The organism is Neisseria sp. P0007.S010, assembly GCF_051962875.1.
Lineage (GTDB): Bacteria > Pseudomonadota > Gammaproteobacteria > Burkholderiales > Neisseriaceae > Neisseria > Neisseria subflava_A.
Genome location: NZ_JBQCUX010000005.1, coordinates 33,374 through 50,582 on the forward strand (window position 1 = coordinate 33,374; position 17,209 = coordinate 50,582).

Consider the following 17,209-nt stretch of genomic DNA (forward strand, 5'->3'; position numbering starts at 1 on the left):
CATCGATGAATCATACTCCCTCTACGATGTAAATTATGTAAACACCTTGTTGATGGTTTATCATAGCTAAGCCTGCACCAAGCAATCATAAATACCGTAATATGTATAAAATCAAAAACCAATAAGAGAAAAAATGAATAAACAACAACTTGCAGCCAAAATTTGGCAATCTGCGAATAAAATGCGTTCCAAAATTGAAGCGAACGAATACAAAGACTACATCTTAGGCTTTATTTTCTACAAATTTTTGTCCGACAAACTGGAGAAATTTGCCCTTGAACAAGGCTTAGAAAAATCAAATTTTGCCGATGAGCTTACCGAAGCTAACGGGGAGCTTGTCAACCATATCAAAAGAAACCTCGGTTATTTCATCAGCTACGAACATCTATTCTCAACTTGGCTAGCCCAAGGCTCGGATTTCAATATTGCCAACGTCCGCACTGCAATGAGCGCTTTCAGCCGCAATATTGCAGAAAACTACATCTCAGTTTTTGACGGCATTTTCAAAACCTTAGAATCCGGTTTGAGCAAATTGGGCGATACCGCTGCCAGCCAAACCAATGCGGTGAAAGACCTTTTCGTGCTGATTGCCGATATTCCGATGGACGGCAAACAGGGCTATGACGTATTGGGCTTTATTTACGAATACCTGATTAGTATGTTTGCTGCCAACGCAGGCAAAAAAGCGGGCGAATTTTATACGCCGCACGAAGTATCTTTGCTGATGTCTGAAATCATTGCCGACCATCTCAAAGACCGTGAAGAAATCAGCATTTACGACCCGACCAGTGGCTCAGGTTCATTACTGATCAACATCGGCCATAGCGTTGCCAAACATCTCAAAAGCGCCGACAGCATCAAATATTACGCACAAGAATTAAAAGAAAACACTTACAACCTCACGCGCATGAATTTGGTCATGCGCGGCATTTTGCCGAGCAATATTTTCACCCGCAATGCCGATACATTAGAAGACGACTGGCCGCTGGAGGGCGAGCCGCTGTATCTGGATGCCGTAGTGTCCAATCCGCCCTATTCCCAGCCGTGGAATCCCAAAGACAAAGAAGGCGACATCCGCTACAAACGTTTTGGCGTCGCCCCGCAGGCAAAAGCCGATTTTGCCTTTCTATTGCACGACCTCTTCCACTTAAAACCCGACGGCATCATGACCATCGTCTTGCCGCATGGCGTGCTTTTTAGAGGTGGCGAAGAAGAGAAAATCCGAAAAAATCTGATTGAATACAATCATATTGATGCCATTATCGGTCTGCCTGCCAATATCTTTTTCGGCACTGGCATTCCCACCATCATTATCGTTTTACGCCAAGAGCGCGAACGTAACGACGTGCTGATGATTGACGCCTCCAAACATTTCATCAAAGTGGGCAAAAACAACCATTTGCAGGCAAGCGACATCAAGCGCATTGTCGATTGCGTGACCCATCGCCGGGAATTGCCTAAATTTTCCCGCATTGTGCCGAAAGCCGAAATTGTGGCAAACGGCTACAACCTCAACATTCCGCGCTATGTCGATTCCGCCGAACCAGCGGAGCAATGGGATATTTTCGCTACCATACACGGCGGCATTCCCAAAGCAGAGTTGGCACAATTTGCAGACTACTGGGCAGCCTTTGACGGCTTGCAGGCTGCTTTGTTCACCGATAACGGCACACCTTATGTGCAGCCCAAAACCGACAATCTCAAAGCCGCCATTCAAAGCCACGCCGGCGTGCTGAATTACCAAGCGCAATTTGCCCAAAACTTTGCCGATTTCACTGCCAGCTTGGAAAGCCTGCTGATTGAGCCGATGGAAACGCTCAATATTTCCCAAACCCAGCAGCAACTTGCCGAACTCATTCGGGAAAAAGTGCAGGCAATGCCCTTATTGGATTTCTATACCGCCTATCAAAAACTTGATGACCTATGGCGTGCTGATGTGGCAGGCATTGCCGCCGATTTGGAGATGATTCAAACCGAAGGCAAACAAGCAATTAAGCAGGTTGATCCTTTTATGGTGTTGAAAAAAGACAGCAAAACCAAAAAAGAAGCCGAAGTACAAGACGGCTGGGTGGGGCATATTCTGCCGTTTGAATTGGTGCAAGCCGTCAAACTGCCGCAGGAATTGGCAAACCTGAAAGCCAAAGAAACCCGCTTGGCGGAAATTGCCGCCGAAATGCAAAGCATTTTGGAAAACCTGAGCGAAGAAGAAAAAGCCTGCCCTGCCGTCAATGAAGAAGGCGACGGCTTTATCAATGCCGAAATTCCCAAAGCCTTGCAACAAGAATTAGAAGCCGACGGCGTAGCGATTGCCAAAAAAGCCGACTTGACCAAAGCCATCGACAAACACATTTTTGCCGAAGAAAGCCTGGGCGCAAAATTGCAGGCTGCCTATAAGCTGCTTGCCGAAGAAAAAACGCTTAAGGCAGAACTCAAAACCCTATCCGCCGAGCTTCACAGCAAAACCAAAGCCGCCATTGAAGCCCTGGATGATGCCGAAGCCCTCGATTTGCTCCGCCAAAAATGGTTTGTTCCGCTCAATGCGGCGATGTGCAGGCTGCCTGAAAACATGCTGGCGCAATTCAGCCAAAAACTGACCGCACTTTGCGACAAATATGCCGACACCTATCAGCACATCAGCGAGCGTAAACAAGAAAGCGCCGCCGCACTGGCGCAAATGATGGACGAACTCACCGGCAGCGAGTTTGACTTGCAGGGCATTGCCGCATGGCAGACGATTTTGAAAGGCTAAGGGGACAAAATGAATAAGCAACAAGAGCCACGTTTGCGGTTTAAAGGTTTTACGGGTGCGTGGAAAGAACAAAAAATTATAGAAATAGCAGAGTATGTTGATTATCGTGGGAAAACGCCAAGAAAAACAGAAGAAGGCATTTTTCTTATTACTGCTAAAAACGTAAAAATGGGAAGTTTAGATTATAAAGTTTCACAAGAGTTTATCGCTATTGAAGATTTTGAAAGTGTAATGAGTCGTGGAAAAGCTGAAATTGGGGATGTGTTAATTACGACCGAAGCTCCTTTAGGAAATGTTGCCCAAATAGATCGGGAAGATGTAGCTCTTGCTCAACGAGTAATCAAATATCGTGGAATAAAGGGTATCTTAAACAATGATTTCTTAACTCAGAAATTTTTAACTAATACGTTTCAGGCTACTTTAGGTTCTCTTTCATCTGGTGGTACAGTTCAAGGCATTAAGGGCAGCTTATTACATCAAATTGAAATTAAATACCCTTCCCTCCCCGAACAAACCCACCTCGGTTTGTTTTTCCGTCGCTTAGACAGCCAAATTGCCGAGAGCCGTGCAGTGTTGGAAAAAAGCCATCAGCTTAAAAAGGCAATGCTGGCAAAAATGTTCCCCGCAAACGGTGAAAAAATACCACAAATCCGCTTTAAAGGGTTTGCGGGGGAATGGGAATCTAGGAAGTTGGGTATAGAGGTTGAAATTATTGGCGGAGGTACGCCTGATACAACGAATTCAGCATATTGGAATGGTGATATTGACTGGTACTCTCCTACTGAAATTGGAGAAGCTGCCTATGCAAATGGGAGTGTAAAAAAAATTACACTACTTGGATTACAAAAAAGTTCAGCCCAAATCCTCCCTGCAAATAGAACGGTACTTTTTACATCGAGAGCAAGTATTGGCGACATGGCAATTCTTACTAGAGACGGAGCTACAAATCAAGGATTTCAATCTTTTGTTGTTGGGGAAAGATTAGATGTTTATTTTCTCTATACCATGGGATTTAAAATTAAAGACTATGCTTTAAAAAATGCGTCTGGCTCAACATTTTTAGAAATATCTAAAAATACATTATCGCAAATGGAATTTTTTGCTCCATCTCTCAAAGAACAAACCGCCATCGGTAATTTCTTCCGCCAACTGGACGAAACCATTGCCTTACAGTCGGCAGAAGTCGAAAAATTAAACCAACTTAAAAAAGGGCTGTTGGCGGCGATGTTGGTATAGGGCGGGCGTTCCTGCCCATGATTGAGGCCGTCTGAAAAATTGTAGTAGCGCCCTTACGGAGAAAAAGAATGTTTAATAAAGAAGCTGATTTTGAAAAAGCACTGATAGCCTTGCTGGCCACCAAAAGCTGGGAAAAGGAAGTGTTGCGCCATCCCACCGAAGAAAAGTTAATTGCCAACTGGCAGGAGCATTTGAATAAAACCAACCAACATATCGACAAGCTTGATGTGCCGTTGATTCGCTCGGAAATGAACCAGATTTTGGAGCAGGTGCAGGCATTGAAAACGCCTTATGCGCTAAACGGCTTTATCAACGGCAAAACGGTGGCCATCAAGCGTGAAAATGAGGAAAGCCGTCATTTCGGCAAGGAAGTATCGTTGGATATTTTCGACCGTGAGGAAATTTCTGCCGGCAAAAGCCGCTATCAAATTGCCCAGCAGCCCCAATTTACTCCTCGTTCGGATTTATACCCTAAGCAGCGAGGCGATTTGATGCTGTTAATCAACGGCATGCCGATGTTTCATATTGAGCTGAAACGCTCTGGCGTGCCGATTAGCCAAGCGACCAATCAAATTGAGCGATACCATAAGGCAGGCGCGTTTTCGGGCATTTTTAGCCTGGTGCAGGTGTTTGTGGCGATGACGCCGGAAGAATGCCGCTATTTTGCCAATACCGGCGGTCAATTAAATCCTGCGTTTTATTTCCGTTGGGCGGATTTCAATAATGTGTATATGAACGAATGGGACAAGGTGGCAACGCATTTCCTCTCGATTCCGATGGCGCACCAGTTTATCGGTGATTACACCATTGCCGATGCGAAAGACGAGCAGCTGAAAGTGTTGCGCAGCTATCAGTATTATGCGGTTAACAAGATTGCTGACACGGTGGCAAAGACAGATTGGACTTCGGGCAATCAGCGCGGCGGCTATATTTGGCATACCACAGGATCGGGCAAAACGATGTCGAGTTTTAAATCAGCGCAGTTAATCAGCCGTCGCAAAGATGCGGATAAGGTGATTTTCTTGCTCGACCGTATTGAGCTGGGCAAGCAATCGCTGGAGGAATATCAGAATTTTGCTGATAGTAAAGATGATGTGCAGGCAACGGAAAACACCGCCATTTTGCTCGCCAAGCTGAAAAGCAAACAAGACCGCGACCGCTTAATCGTTACCTCCATTCAAAAAATGAGTAATATCAAGGCAGAAGAAGGGGTAAATGAGGCTGACATCGAGCAAATCAGTGGCAAACGTTTGGTGTTTATCATTGATGAAGCCCACCGCACTACTTTTGGCGATATGTTGCTCACCATTAAGCACACCTTCCCCAATGCGATTTTCTTCGGCTTTACCGGCACGCCGATTGAAGAAGAAAACGCTAAGAAAAGTTCAACCACTGCCACGGTTTTCGGTAATGAATTGCACCGCTATTCGATTGCAGACGGCATTCGCGATGAAAATGTGCTGGGCTTTCACCCCTTCCATATCCGTACCTTTAAAGACAGCGATTTACGCAGATCTGTCGCTTTGCAAGAAGCCAAAGCAACAGATGAAAGCGAAGTATTTGCCGATGACCAAAAGAAAAAAATCTACAATCAATTTATGAATGATGTGCCGATGGCGGGAGAATATACTTCAGACGGCAAATATCAAAAAGGCATTGAAGATTATGTACCCAATGTGCAATATCAAACGCCGGAACATGTGAATGCAGTGATCGACGACATGCTGGAAAATTGGCGACGCCTCAGCCAAGGCAAAAAATATCATGCCATTTTTGCCACCAGCTCTATTCCCGAAGCGGTCAATTATTATCGCTTAATTAAAGCCAAAATTGCTGAGAAAATCAGAATTGCTGAGGAAGTCGGAAATTCTGAGGAAGCTAAAAATTCCTTGCCGAAACTGACCGCCCTTTTCGATCCGAATATTCTTAACGATGGGCAAGGCAACGATAAGGAAATATGGATTGCCGAAATTTTGGAAGATTACAACGCCCAGTTCCAAACAAGCTTCGACTACGCCACTTATTCCCGATTTAAAACAGATTTGTCGGATAGGTTGTCGCATATCAATGCGTATAAGAGAATCAAACCCAATGAGCAGCTGGATTTGTTGATTGTGGTCGATCAGATGCTGACAGGCTTTGACAGCAAATGGCTCAATACGCTCTATCTAGACAAAATTTTGGATTACGCCAACTTGATTCAGGCGTTTTCCCGCACTAACCGCGTATGCGACAAAACGGATAAGCCTTTTGGTTTAATCCGCTATTACCGCAAGCCGCATACGATGCAACGCAATATTGAGCGAGCCGTAAAACTTTATTCGGGCGACCGTCCTATGGGGCTGTTTGTCGATAATTTAGATAAAGTTATCGACAAAATGAATGTCTGCTTTGCCGATATTGCCGATATTTTCAAATGGGCAGGATTAGAGGATTTTTCAAAAAACCCTGATGATACAACCTCATGCGCAAAGTTTGTCAAACTATTCAATCAGCTCAATGAGCACTTACAAGCTGCTCGGCTCTTGGGCTTTTCTTGGGGAAAATCAAGCTATGACGTGGTACAGGAAGACGACAGCGTAATCACTGCCACACTTAATTTTGATCAAGAAACCTACGATAAACTGCTGGCTCGTTATAAAGATTTGTTTAAAGAAAGTTCAGGCAATGGTGGCGGTAGCGATGATGTGCCATTTGATTTGCGTTCGCACATCAACGAAATCGAAACCGACAAAATTGATCAAAATTATATGAATGCCCGTTTTGAAAAATGGCTTAAAACCATCGGCGGCATAGAAGAAGCTGCGGCACTTGAGGAGTTGCATCACTCTTTTGCTACGCTTTCTAAAGAAGATCAAAAATTTGCTGAGTTGTTTTTACACGATGTGCAATCCGGCGATATCAAGCTTGATCCAAATTTAGCCTTAAGTGATTACATCACCACGTACAAACAAAAAGATGCCAATGATAAGGTGCTAAAAGTAATTAAAGGTTTAGGGCTGGATGGAGATTTGCTACGTGCACTGTTGGCAAGAAAATATACCAGTGAAAATTTGGACTTAGGCAGACTAAATGACCTAAAAGCAACAGTCGATAGGGAAAAAGCCAAAGTTTATTTTAACGAAGAACGTATATTTTATTTAAATATACGGATTGATGAATTTCTAAGAGAACTAATTACAAGATAGTTATTACCTATTGAAAGATACTAAATAATCATCAAGTTAGCATATCCCTACCTGAACATTAGCCCCCTTACTGACCCAACTACAAAGGCTGAGCCAAATCGTTTTCCGTGTTGTAGCTGATAAAATCCTGCTCATGAGGGAAATGGACAACTCGCGCGCGCTGTTGCTGTAGCCAGCCGCGGATGCTGCGCATTCCTGAATAAAGGTATGGCACGGTGCTTTGCAGGATTTGCGGCCGGATAAACATCACGCTGTAATGCGGTCTGGCAGGGGTCTCTACATAAAACGCATTGCACAATGGCGTACGTCGCGCGATAGTTTCAAACTGGGAAACCAAGTTTTCCGGCAAACGCGGCATATCGCAAGATACGATGAGCAACCAGTCGGCAGTGGCAATTTGTAAATCGTTGGCGGCAGTACACAAAGCGGCTAAAGGGCCATAATGCTGCCATTGGCGCGCATCAGAGAAAACATGCGCGCTGCGTTGGGCGTAAGACTCAAGGTTGCGGTTGGCACTGATGGCGATATGGCTGACTTGGGGGCGGATTTTTTCGATAACATGATCTATCAAGGCTTTGTTGTGCCATTGCACCAACCCCTTATCGACACCTCCCATCCGGCTTCCCTGCCCGCCGGCCAATATCAGTGCGAAAATTTTCATTTTGGTAGTCCTTTGCAAAGCAGAGTATGGAGTGTGATTCAAGATGTTGTGTTTATTGGATAAGTTTCAAGGTTTCAGGCCGTCTGAAACCTTATTTTTATGATTAAATTCACTTGAGATGAATTTTATCATAACATGATTTTACATTAAACCCCTGTTTTTTCTTATCATAACCACACAATTATTTTAGACAGGTTGTTTATAGGCCGAAAGAATGATATTTTTATAAGATTATCGGATTAGTTTCCCTGCGTGCATTATGCGTTTATTCTCCGGATCTTCAGACGGCCTGAGCCTGTCTTCGCGTTTAAAACTGCTGACTTTTTTATGGGTCAGTTCGGCGTTTTTGTCGATTGCCTTTACCCTGCTGCTTTCTTGGCGTTTGGAAAGCGCGGCCAAAACAATTGAAGATGCAGGCAGTTTGAAAATGCAGGTGTATCGTTTGGCTTATATGGCAAGCGTCCGCACACCCAATGCGCAAATTGATAACCAAATCAAAGAATTTGAGCGTACGCTGGCCAATGTGACGCAAAGTGATGCCATTCATCCGCTGATTCCATCTCAAACGCCGTTGGCTTATGACTTGATTCAATCGATGCTGTTGATTGATTGGGAATCCAACATCAAGCCGTCTTTGCAACATTACGAGCGTCCGACCCAAATCGGCCTGTACCGTTTTGCCGGCAACATCGAGCTATTTTTACAGGCGATGGAAAATGCCAACGAGCAAAATACCTTGTGGCTGCGCCGCTTCCAAATGGCCATGATGCTGATGATTGTTGTGGCTGCAGGCTTGATGATTGTTTGGCATTATTCATGGATTATCCGGCCCTTGGAAAAACTGCGTGATGGCGTAGAAACCATCAGCAAAGGGCATTTCGGCGTTCAAATCGAGACAGACCAGATCCGTGAGTTTGCCCAAGTAAGCAAGGGTTTCAACCAAATGAGCCGCCGTCTGCATACGCTTTATACAGACTTGGAAGGACAAGTTGCCAAACAAACCCAAGACTTGGCGCGGCAAAACCGTGATTTGACCCTGCTCTACCAAACCACGCGCAATCTGCACCAAACTTTTACGCCGCAACAGGCGGCAGAAGAATTTTTGACTCAGATTCTTCCGGCGTTTTCAGCTTTGGGTGGTACGGTATATCTTTCCGATGAGGAGCGGAAACGTTCTGATTTGGCAGCAAGCGTCGGTGAAATTGAAGAAGGAAATCGTGTAGAATTTCCGATCGTTTATCAAGATGAACAGCTCGGTGTACTGACCCTATATTTTTCAGACGGCCATATGCCTGATGAGCAAGACGAAAAACTGCTGCATACTTTAAGCGGACAGCTGGGCATTTCCATCGCCAGCAACCGCATGGAACAAGAACGCCGCCTGCTTGCCGTCTTGCAGGAACGCAACTTGATTGCACAAGGTTTGCATGACAGCATTGCGCAAGCCCTGACCTTTTTGAATTTGCAGGTGCAAATGTTGGAAAGCGCGTTTGCTTCAAACCAACGCGAGCAGGCTGAAGAAAACATCAGCTTCATTAAAGACGGCGTGCAGGAATGCTATGAAGACGTCCGCGAGCTGCTGATGAATTTCCGCACCAAAATCAGTAATAAAGATTTTCCTGAAGCGGTAGAATCGCTGCTGGCGCGTTTTGAACGGCAAACCGGTATCCCGGTTGATTTAAAATGGCAGGACGACGGCCAGGCATTGAATTATGATGAACACTTGCAAATCATCTTCATCTTGCAGGAAAGCCTGTCCAACATCCGGAAACACGCGCGTGCGCAGCATGTCAGCGTCGAAATTGCCAACCATGGCGATTTTGTCATGAAGATTCAGGACGACGGCGCAGGCTTTAATCAAGAACACTTATCAAACCGGCCTTCAGGCGAACATGTCGGCTTGGGCATTATGCAGGAACGTGCCCAACGGATTAACGCACAATTGGCCATTACATCGCAGATTGGGCAAGGTACGGCAGTGATGCTGACTTTGCCGCAACAAATGAGAACAGCATCATGACGATTAAAATTACCCTTATTGACGACCACACCCTGTTTCGCAGCGGCATCAAAGCCCTGCTCTCCCGCCAGCCCGATTTTGAAGTCGTCGGTGAAGCTTCAGACGGCCTGGCCGGCGTAAAAATGGTTGAGCAGCTCAAGCCTGATGTAGTCTTGCTGGATTTGGATATGCCGGTTATGAACGGCCGCGAAGCATTGGCTCAAATTTTAAGTATCAATCCGCAACTAACCGTCATCATGCTGACCGTTTCTGAAGACAGCGACGATTTGACCGAATGTATGCGTATGGGTGCAAAAGGCTTTTTGCTGAAAAACATCAACGCCGACTTCCTGTTAGAAAGCATCCGCAAAGCTGTCGATGGCGACAACGTCTTTTCTCCAGAAATGACCAGCCGCTTGGTGCAATCGCTGATTTCCCCTTCTCCTTCCCGCTCCGACCATCTGCTGGAGCAACTGACCCCGCGCGAAATGGAAATCTTGGGCTATCTTGCCGCCGGACACAGCAACAAAATCATTGCCCGCCATTTGAATCTGGCAGAGTCAACCGTCAAAGTGCATGTGCAAAACCTGTTGCGCAAGTTGAACCTAAGCAGCCGCGTCCAAGCAGCGGTTTATGCGGTGCAACACAAAGTACCGCAACCGGTATTGTCTTAATCAGGCCGTCTGAACCTGAAACCTTGTTGTTGAAAGGTTTCAGGAAAAGCGTTTATTCGCTATAATCACGCCGATTTATATGCAGGGTTGTCTGATTCTTTCAGACGGCCTTTTTATTTGATTTCTCACTGATTTAAAACAACATGTCCGAAAACATTCCAGAAAATACCCCCGAAAATACTGTTCCTGAAGAACACAAACGCAGCATCCGCAGTTTCGTCTTGCGTCAAGGCCATATGACCGCGGCCCAACAGCGCGCCATCGATACGATGTGGCCGCAATTTGGTGTGGACTTCCAAGAAACTCCTTTGGATTTGAACCGCGCTTTTGGACGGGACAATCCTAAAGTATTGGAAATCGGTTTCGGTATGGGCGTCGCGACAGTGGAAATTGCCAAACGTCTGCCCGATACCGACTTTTTAGCGATTGATGTTCACGGCCCGGGCGTCGGCAATATTTTGAAGCTGATTGAGGAAGAACACATTTCCAATATCCGCGTGATGCGTCATGATGCAGTGGAAGTAGTAGAAAAGATGCTGGAAGACGGTTCTTTAGACGGCATTCATATTTTCTTCCCTGACCCTTGGCACAAAAAGCGCCATAACAAACGCCGCTTGGTACAAGTGCCATTTGTTGAAAAGCTGTTGCCCAAACTCAAAAGTGGCGGCTATGTCCATATGGCGACCGACTGGGAAGAATACGCCGTGCAAATGCTGGAGGTTTTGAGCAGTTTCGACTCTTTGCAAAACACGGCTGCCGATTACGCCCCTACGCCTGATTATCGTCCTGAAACCAAATTTGAAGCCCGAGGCAAACGATTGGGTCATGGCGTTTGGGACTTGGTGTTCCGTAAGAAATAAAGCCAAACATAAAACACAAGGCCGTCTGAAAAATTTCAGACGGCCTTTTATCTTACTGATTAAGCCAAGAAAAGTTTATAAGCCGGATTGTCGGTTTCTTCTTTATAGACATAACCCAAGCTATCCAAGAAGTCGGCAAAAGCCTCATTGTCGCTTTCAGGTACATCGATACCGACTAAAATACGGCCGTAGTCCGCACCATGATTGCGATAATGGAACAAAGTAATATTCCATTCGGCACGCATATGGTTCAAGAAACGGGACAATGCGCCGGGGCGCTCCGGAAATTCAAAGCTGACCAAACGTTCGCTGGATACTTTTTCCGTACGGCCGCCGACCATGTAACGGATATGGATTTTGGCGATTTCGTCATTGGTCAGATCGACATTCGGCAAACCTGCGTCAGCCAGTTGTTTACTGATGACAGCCAAGTCTTGCGCACCGACAGTTTGCAGGCCGACAAAAATATGAGCATTGTTGTCGTTGCCGTAGCGGTAGTTGAACTCGGTAATGTTCCGACTACCCAATACATTGATAAACTTGAGGAAGCTGCCTTTTTCTTCAGGAATGGTGACGGCAAAAATACCTTCGTTACCCTCGCCCAGCTCACTGCGTTCTGAAACATGGCGCAGGCGGTGGAAGTTCATGTTAGCGCCACTGGTGACGGCAACCAGGTTTTGACCTTGAATATTGTTTTTCGCAACGTAAGCCTTCAAGCCGGCAAGGGCCAATGCGCCCGCAGGCTCGGTAATGCTGCGCGTATCGTCAAAAATATCTTTAATCGCGCCGCACAACATATCCGTATTGACCGTAATAATTTCGTCCAACAGCTCTTTACACAGGCGGAAGGTTTCCTCGCCCACCACTTTAACCGCCGTGCCGTCTGAAAACAGGCCGACATCTTTCAAATGTACGATTTCCCCTGCTTCGACCGATTGCTTCATACAGCAAGAATCATCAGTTTGCACGCCAATGACTTTAATTTCAGGACAAACCTGTTTGATAAATGCCGCTACGCCTGCTGCCAAACCGCCGCCGCCAATCGGGACAAAAATCGCATTGATATTGCGATGTTGTCGGAGGATTTCCATGCCGACAGTGCCCTGACCTGCAATCACATCAGGATCATCAAATGGCGCGATATAAGTCAGCTTTTCCTTTTCTGCCAACTCCATCGCATAATCATAGGCGTCGTTGTAAGATACGCCTTTCAATACCACTTCGCCACCTCGGCTCTTGACCGCATCGATTTTGATTTTAGGCGTAGTCTCCGGCATTACAATCACCGCACGGCAACCCAAATACTGCGCCGACAAAGCCACACCCTGCGCATGGTTGCCCGCGCTTGCTGCAATCACGCCGCAATCCAAGGCTTCTTTAGGCAGTTTCGCCATTTTATTGTACGCGCCGCGGATTTTGAACGAAAACACCGGCTGCAAATCTTCACGTTTGAGCAAAATCTGATTGTTCAGACGGCCTGACAAACTGCGTGCCAAATCCAAAGGCGTTTCTACGGCCACATCATAAACGGAAGCGGTCAAAATACGGGTTAGATAATCAGAAAGAGGAAGGGAATGGTTCATGGTATTTTAGTGTTCGGAAATAAATTGCAATTCGGTCAAATCGACCGGAGGAAAAAGTTAAAACCATACCCCTGAGGCCGTCTGAAGGCAAGAAAAATCTTAGCAAAGCCTAAATGAGACGGTATAATGTCCGCTTAATATCTATTTAATATGCCAAACTGTTTACTTTGAAAGAAACAGTGTCCACTCATATTCAAATCCATAAATAATGATGAAAAAAACGCTACTTAGCTTAATTTTTGCTGCCCTCCTGAATACTCCAGCCCTTGCGGCAGACCCGGTTGCATCCGCACCTGCCGTACAAAGCGAGGCTCAAACGCAGCCGCTGCTGCACAGTATCAACAGCCCGACAACGCCGCCGGAAATTGCGGCGACTGCCTATATTGTTACCGACCTGCACAGCAAGCAAACCTTGGCATCCAACAATGCCGACACGCCTATCGAGCCTGCCGCGTTGACGCAAATGATGACCGCCTACCTTGCCTTTAAAGCACTGGAAAACGGTACGCTTCAAGCAGATCAGATGCTGACAGTTTCAAACGTCGGCTGGAAAGTCGAAGGTTCACGCATGTTCCTTGATCCGAAAGTTCCTGTCAGCGTCAGCGATTTGATTAAGGGTACAACCATCCAATCGGCCAACGATGCCGCCATTACCCTTGCCGAAGCCCTTGGCAACGGCTCTATCGACGAATTCGTCAAACAAATGAATGAAGAAGCCAAACGCTTGGGCATGAAGCACACCCATTTCAACAACCCAACCGGTATTTCTTCTAACGGCCATGTTTCAACCGTTGGCGACCTTGCCATCTTGGCCGCCGCGCTTATTAATGACTATCCGAAATATTATCCTCTATTTGCAAACAAATCTTTCAAATACAATAATATCGAGCAGCCCAACCGCAATCTCCTGCTCTATCGCGACAGCAGTATCGATGGTTTAAAAACCGGCTATAGCGAAGGCGCAGGCTATCATCTTGCTGCTTCCAGCAAACGTAACAACCGCCGTATTGTTTCCATCCTTGCCGGTGCCGAATCCACCGAAGCGCGTGCCAGCGAAAGCAGTAAACTGCTCAACTGGTCATTGCAGGCATTTGATACACCTAAACTTTACAACGGCGGAGAAGTGATTTCCCAAGTCAAAGTTTACAAAGGCAGCACCAAAGCCGTAGATATCGGTTTCTTGGACGATGTGTACATTACCATTCCCCATGATACCGGCAAAAACGTCAAACCTATTTTAGAAACGCTTCAGCCCGTCCTCGCTCCGATTGAAAAAGGCCAAGTATTGGGCAAACTGAAAGTCATGAAAGACGGCAAAATCATTGCCGAAAAAGACGTCGTTGCCCTAACCGGTGTTGAAGAAGGCAGCTGGTTGCGCCGTATGTGGGACGCGATTGTGTTGTGGTTTAAAGGTTTATTCAGTTAATCCTCTTGCTATGAAAACATACATAAAGGCCGTCTGAAATATTTCAAACGGCCTTTTGTATATCTGTTTTATGGCTTTAATAAAAATTCCTAACAAGAAATTTATTCATTTTAATCTTAGCAGTTTCAGTGATTGCCAATATGAAACGCTTCAAAAAATGCCGTCTGAAAACACAACGGTTTTCAGACGGCATTTCAATACCTTAATAGCTCATCAGTATGAGCTTAAACTAAGCCTTTTTTCTCCAGATAGCTTTCGTAATCGCCCAAGTAGTGTTCATATCCGCCTTTGCCATCCAATTCGATGATTTGGGTAGCCAATGAAGATACAAACTGACGGTCATGCGATACGAAAATCAGCGTGCCGTTGTATTTTTCCAGCGCCATGTTCAAGGATTCGATACTTTCCATGTCCATGTGGTTGGTCGGTTCGTCCATGACCAAAACATTGGGTTTCAACAGCAACAGTTTGCCGTACAGCATACGGCCTTTTTCGCCACCGGAGAGAACCTTCACTTTTTTCACGACATCGTTGCTGCCGAAGAGCAAGCGGCCCAAAGTGCCGCGGATGACTTGTTCGTCATCGCCTTCCTGACCCCATTGGCGCATCCATTCGCTCAGGTCCATATCGACGTCGAAGTCGTTTTCATGGTCTTGCGGGTAGTAGCCGACACTGGCTTTTTCCGCCCATTTGATGGTGCCTTCGTCCGGCAGCAGGCCGTCTGAATATTCGGGGTTGTATGCGCCTGCCAAGAGTTTCAGCAAAGTAGATTTACCTGCGCCGTTTGGGCCGATGATGGCGAGGCGCTGGCCTGCTTCAAGGATGAAGTTCAGGTTTTTAAACAACTGGGTTTCAAAACGTTTGGCCAGTTTTTCAACTTCCACAGCCTGACGGTGCAACTTGGCTTTTTCGTCGGCTTCAAAACGGATATACGGGTTTTGACGGGTAGAAGGTTTGACTTCGACCATCTCCGATTTGATTTTGTCGGCCTGTTTCAGACGGCTGGTTGCCTGACGGGCTTTGGATTTGTTTGCGGAGAAGCGTGCGACGAACTCCTGTAGCTCTTGCAGTTTCTCTTTTGCTTTGGCGTTGTCTTTCAGGGCGCGCTCACGCGATTGGGCGGAAGCGAGCATGTAGTCGTCGTAGTTGCCCGGATAAATGGTGATGGTGTTGTAGTCCAAATCCGCCATGTGTGTGCAGACTTCGTTCAAAAAGTGACGGTCGTGCGAGATGATAATCATGGTGGAGTCGTATTGGTTCAACACGCCTTCCAGCCAGCGGATAGTATTAATGTCCAAGTTATTGGTCGGTTCGTCCAAAAGCAATACATCTGGCTTGGAGAACAGGGCTTGCGCCAGCAATACGCGCAGTTTGAAGCCCGGGGCAACTTCTGCCATGGTCGCATTGTGCAAATCTTCGGAAATGCCTACGCCGCTCAACAATTCGGCAGCGCGCGCTTCGGCGGTGTAGCCGTCGTATTCGGCGAACTTGGCTTCCAGTTCGGCGGCTTTCATGTAGTCGTCTTCGGTGGCTTCGGGGTTGGCGTAAATCGCATCACGCTCGGTCATCGCCGCCCACATTTCGGTGTGACCCATCATCACCACGTCCAGCACGCGCATGTCTTCGTAGGCAAACTGGTCTTGGCGCAATTTACCCAAACGCACGCCGTTTTCAATCGCTACTTCGCCGGCAGTCTGTTCCAAATCGCCGCCGAGGATTTTCATGAAGGTGGACTTGCCTGAGCCGTTGGCGCCGATCAAGCCGTAACGGTTGCCTTCGCCAAATTTGACGGATACGTTTTCAAACAGCGGCTTTGCGCCGAACTGCATGGTGATGCCGTTGGTAGAAATCATTATTCGTAAAACCTTTATAAATAGAATGTTATAATCGGACGCGATTGTAGCATATTTTTGCAAAGACCTCAGGATTGAGGCCATGGCAAATGTGCCCAATTTCGAGACAACGCTTCACGAAAAAATGCGTTGCAGTCAGCATTTCAGGCCGTCTAAAACGGAGAAACGATATGGAAACGCACAAAATCTATTACGCCGTGATTATTTTGGTATGCGCCGCTTCCATGCTGCTCAGCCCGTTTTTCTATATCCGCCGCACACGATCTGGCTCTGAATTACGACGTGCGCCCAGACAGTGGAAGCCCATCCTCTTCGCCAACATCATCATGATTGCGGCTTTGCTTGTTTGGTGGAAATGGTTTTAAGGAAAAATAAAAAATGAACAAAATCTGGATCAGCACATTACTGCTCACTTTGACAACTGCGGTTTCCGCCGCGCCTATTTTTGAATGTACCGATTCTGCCGGCCGCAAAGTCTATACCCAAGCCGGCGGCAAAAACTGCAAAGCCAGCAATATCGGCAAACCGTCCGTATATACTTCTGCGCCTGTTTCAACACCGGCAACGCCGACTTTCCCAAGTAAAACCGAGCAAGCGGAAGAAGCTGTCGCCCCGGTCAATCCGGCTGACGTCGGCGCAGCCAAGCGTGCTTTGGATACCGCCAAGAAAAATTTGGAAGAAGGCAAAAAAGTGCGTTATGGCAATGAACGCAACTATGCCCGTTATCTCGAACGGATCAACGGTTTGGAAAAAGCCGTCCGCTCGGCTCAGGAAAACTATGACGCAGCGCAGCGCCAGCCCGCATCTCAAGATCCTGTTGCCTATTGATACTACTTACCACACCAGCAAGGCCGTCTGAACTGTAAGCCGCCGCCGACTTTTGCACTTTGTTGCAGTAACTTTTGCACTCTAGGCTTCGCGAAAGTTTCGACAGCTTTTGCACTATATCGGATGATGAGAAATAAGAAAAGCGACGCTAC

12 protein-coding genes are annotated in these 17,209 nt (G+C 46.6%); 9 read left to right on the top strand and 3 right to left on the bottom strand.

Features of this window, described 5'->3' with window-relative positions:
• Positions 1-133: 133 nt before the first annotated feature.
• The 3 genes from ACTHR7_RS04835 to ACTHR7_RS04845 all read left to right on the top strand — a co-directional run bounded on the left by ACTHR7_RS04835 (position 134) and on the right by ACTHR7_RS04845 (position 7,173).
• Positions 134-2,749: a type I restriction-modification system subunit M gene (locus ACTHR7_RS04835; protein ID WP_440370414.1), complete on the top strand. Its 2,616-nt coding sequence runs from the start codon at positions 134-136 to the stop codon at positions 2,747-2,749.
• 9 nt (positions 2,750-2,758) lie between these two features.
• The gene (locus ACTHR7_RS04840; RefSeq protein WP_107792014.1) at positions 2,759-3,985 is read left to right on the top strand and encodes a restriction endonuclease subunit S; all 1,227 of its coding nucleotides are present in this window, start codon (positions 2,759-2,761) and stop codon (positions 3,983-3,985) included.
• A gap of 68 nt (positions 3,986-4,053) precedes the next feature.
• Complete coding sequence (locus ACTHR7_RS04845) at positions 4,054-7,173, top strand: type I restriction endonuclease subunit R (RefSeq protein WP_440370415.1); 3,120 nt, start codon at positions 4,054-4,056, stop codon at positions 7,171-7,173.
• A 79-nt stretch (positions 7,174-7,252) separates the two neighbouring features.
• On the opposite strand, the gene mobA is transcribed toward ACTHR7_RS04845, so the two are convergent.
• Positions 7,253-7,834, bottom strand: coding sequence for a molybdenum cofactor guanylyltransferase MobA (gene mobA / locus ACTHR7_RS04850; protein WP_049328535.1), 582 nt, complete (start codon positions 7,832-7,834; stop codon positions 7,253-7,255).
• Between the two features lie 259 nt (positions 7,835-8,093).
• Between mobA and ACTHR7_RS04855 the strand changes: the two genes are divergently transcribed.
• The 3 genes from ACTHR7_RS04855 to trmB all read left to right on the top strand — a co-directional run bounded on the left by ACTHR7_RS04855 (position 8,094) and on the right by trmB (position 11,367).
• Entirely contained in the window at positions 8,094-9,854 is a 1,761-nt protein-coding gene (locus ACTHR7_RS04855; protein WP_440370416.1) for a histidine kinase, read from the top strand.
• On the top strand, positions 9,851-10,507 hold the full coding sequence (locus ACTHR7_RS04860; RefSeq protein ID WP_003680203.1) for a response regulator: 657 nt from the start codon (positions 9,851-9,853) through the stop codon (positions 10,505-10,507). The genes ACTHR7_RS04855 and ACTHR7_RS04860 overlap by 4 nt, the downstream gene beginning before the upstream one ends.
• A 143-nt stretch (positions 10,508-10,650) precedes the next feature.
• Positions 10,651-11,367, top strand: a complete 717-nt coding sequence (trmB, locus tag ACTHR7_RS04865; protein ID WP_296185305.1) for a tRNA (guanosine(46)-N7)-methyltransferase TrmB — start codon at positions 10,651-10,653, stop codon at positions 11,365-11,367.
• Between the two features lie 59 nt (positions 11,368-11,426).
• On the opposite strand, the gene ilvA is transcribed toward trmB, so the two are convergent.
• On the bottom strand, positions 11,427-12,950 hold the full coding sequence (ilvA, locus tag ACTHR7_RS04870) for a threonine ammonia-lyase, biosynthetic (protein WP_440370417.1): 1,524 nt from the start codon (positions 12,948-12,950) through the stop codon (positions 11,427-11,429).
• Between the two features lie 208 nt (positions 12,951-13,158).
• Here ilvA and ACTHR7_RS04875 point away from each other — a divergent pair, with 208 nt between their 5' ends.
• On the top strand, positions 13,159-14,376 hold the full coding sequence (locus ACTHR7_RS04875) for a D-alanyl-D-alanine carboxypeptidase family protein (RefSeq protein ID WP_070460691.1): 1,218 nt from the start codon (positions 13,159-13,161) through the stop codon (positions 14,374-14,376).
• Positions 14,377-14,600: 224 nt separating this feature from the next.
• Here the strand turns inward: ACTHR7_RS04875 and ACTHR7_RS04880 are convergent, their stop codons facing one another.
• Positions 14,601-16,229: an ABC-F family ATPase gene (locus ACTHR7_RS04880; RefSeq protein ID WP_003683571.1), complete on the bottom strand. Its 1,629-nt coding sequence runs from the start codon at positions 16,227-16,229 to the stop codon at positions 14,601-14,603.
• 170 nt (positions 16,230-16,399) lie between these two features.
• Between ACTHR7_RS04880 and ACTHR7_RS04885 the strand changes: the two genes are divergently transcribed.
• Together ACTHR7_RS04885 and ACTHR7_RS04890 are read left to right on the top strand one after the other, a co-directional pair.
• Entirely contained in the window at positions 16,400-16,594 is a 195-nt protein-coding gene (locus ACTHR7_RS04885) for a hypothetical protein (RefSeq protein WP_440370418.1), read from the top strand.
• A 13-nt stretch (positions 16,595-16,607) separates the two neighbouring features.
• Positions 16,608-17,057: a DUF4124 domain-containing protein gene (locus ACTHR7_RS04890; RefSeq protein ID WP_107867374.1), complete on the top strand. Its 450-nt coding sequence runs from the start codon at positions 16,608-16,610 to the stop codon at positions 17,055-17,057.
• Positions 17,058-17,209: the final 152 nt, after the last annotated feature.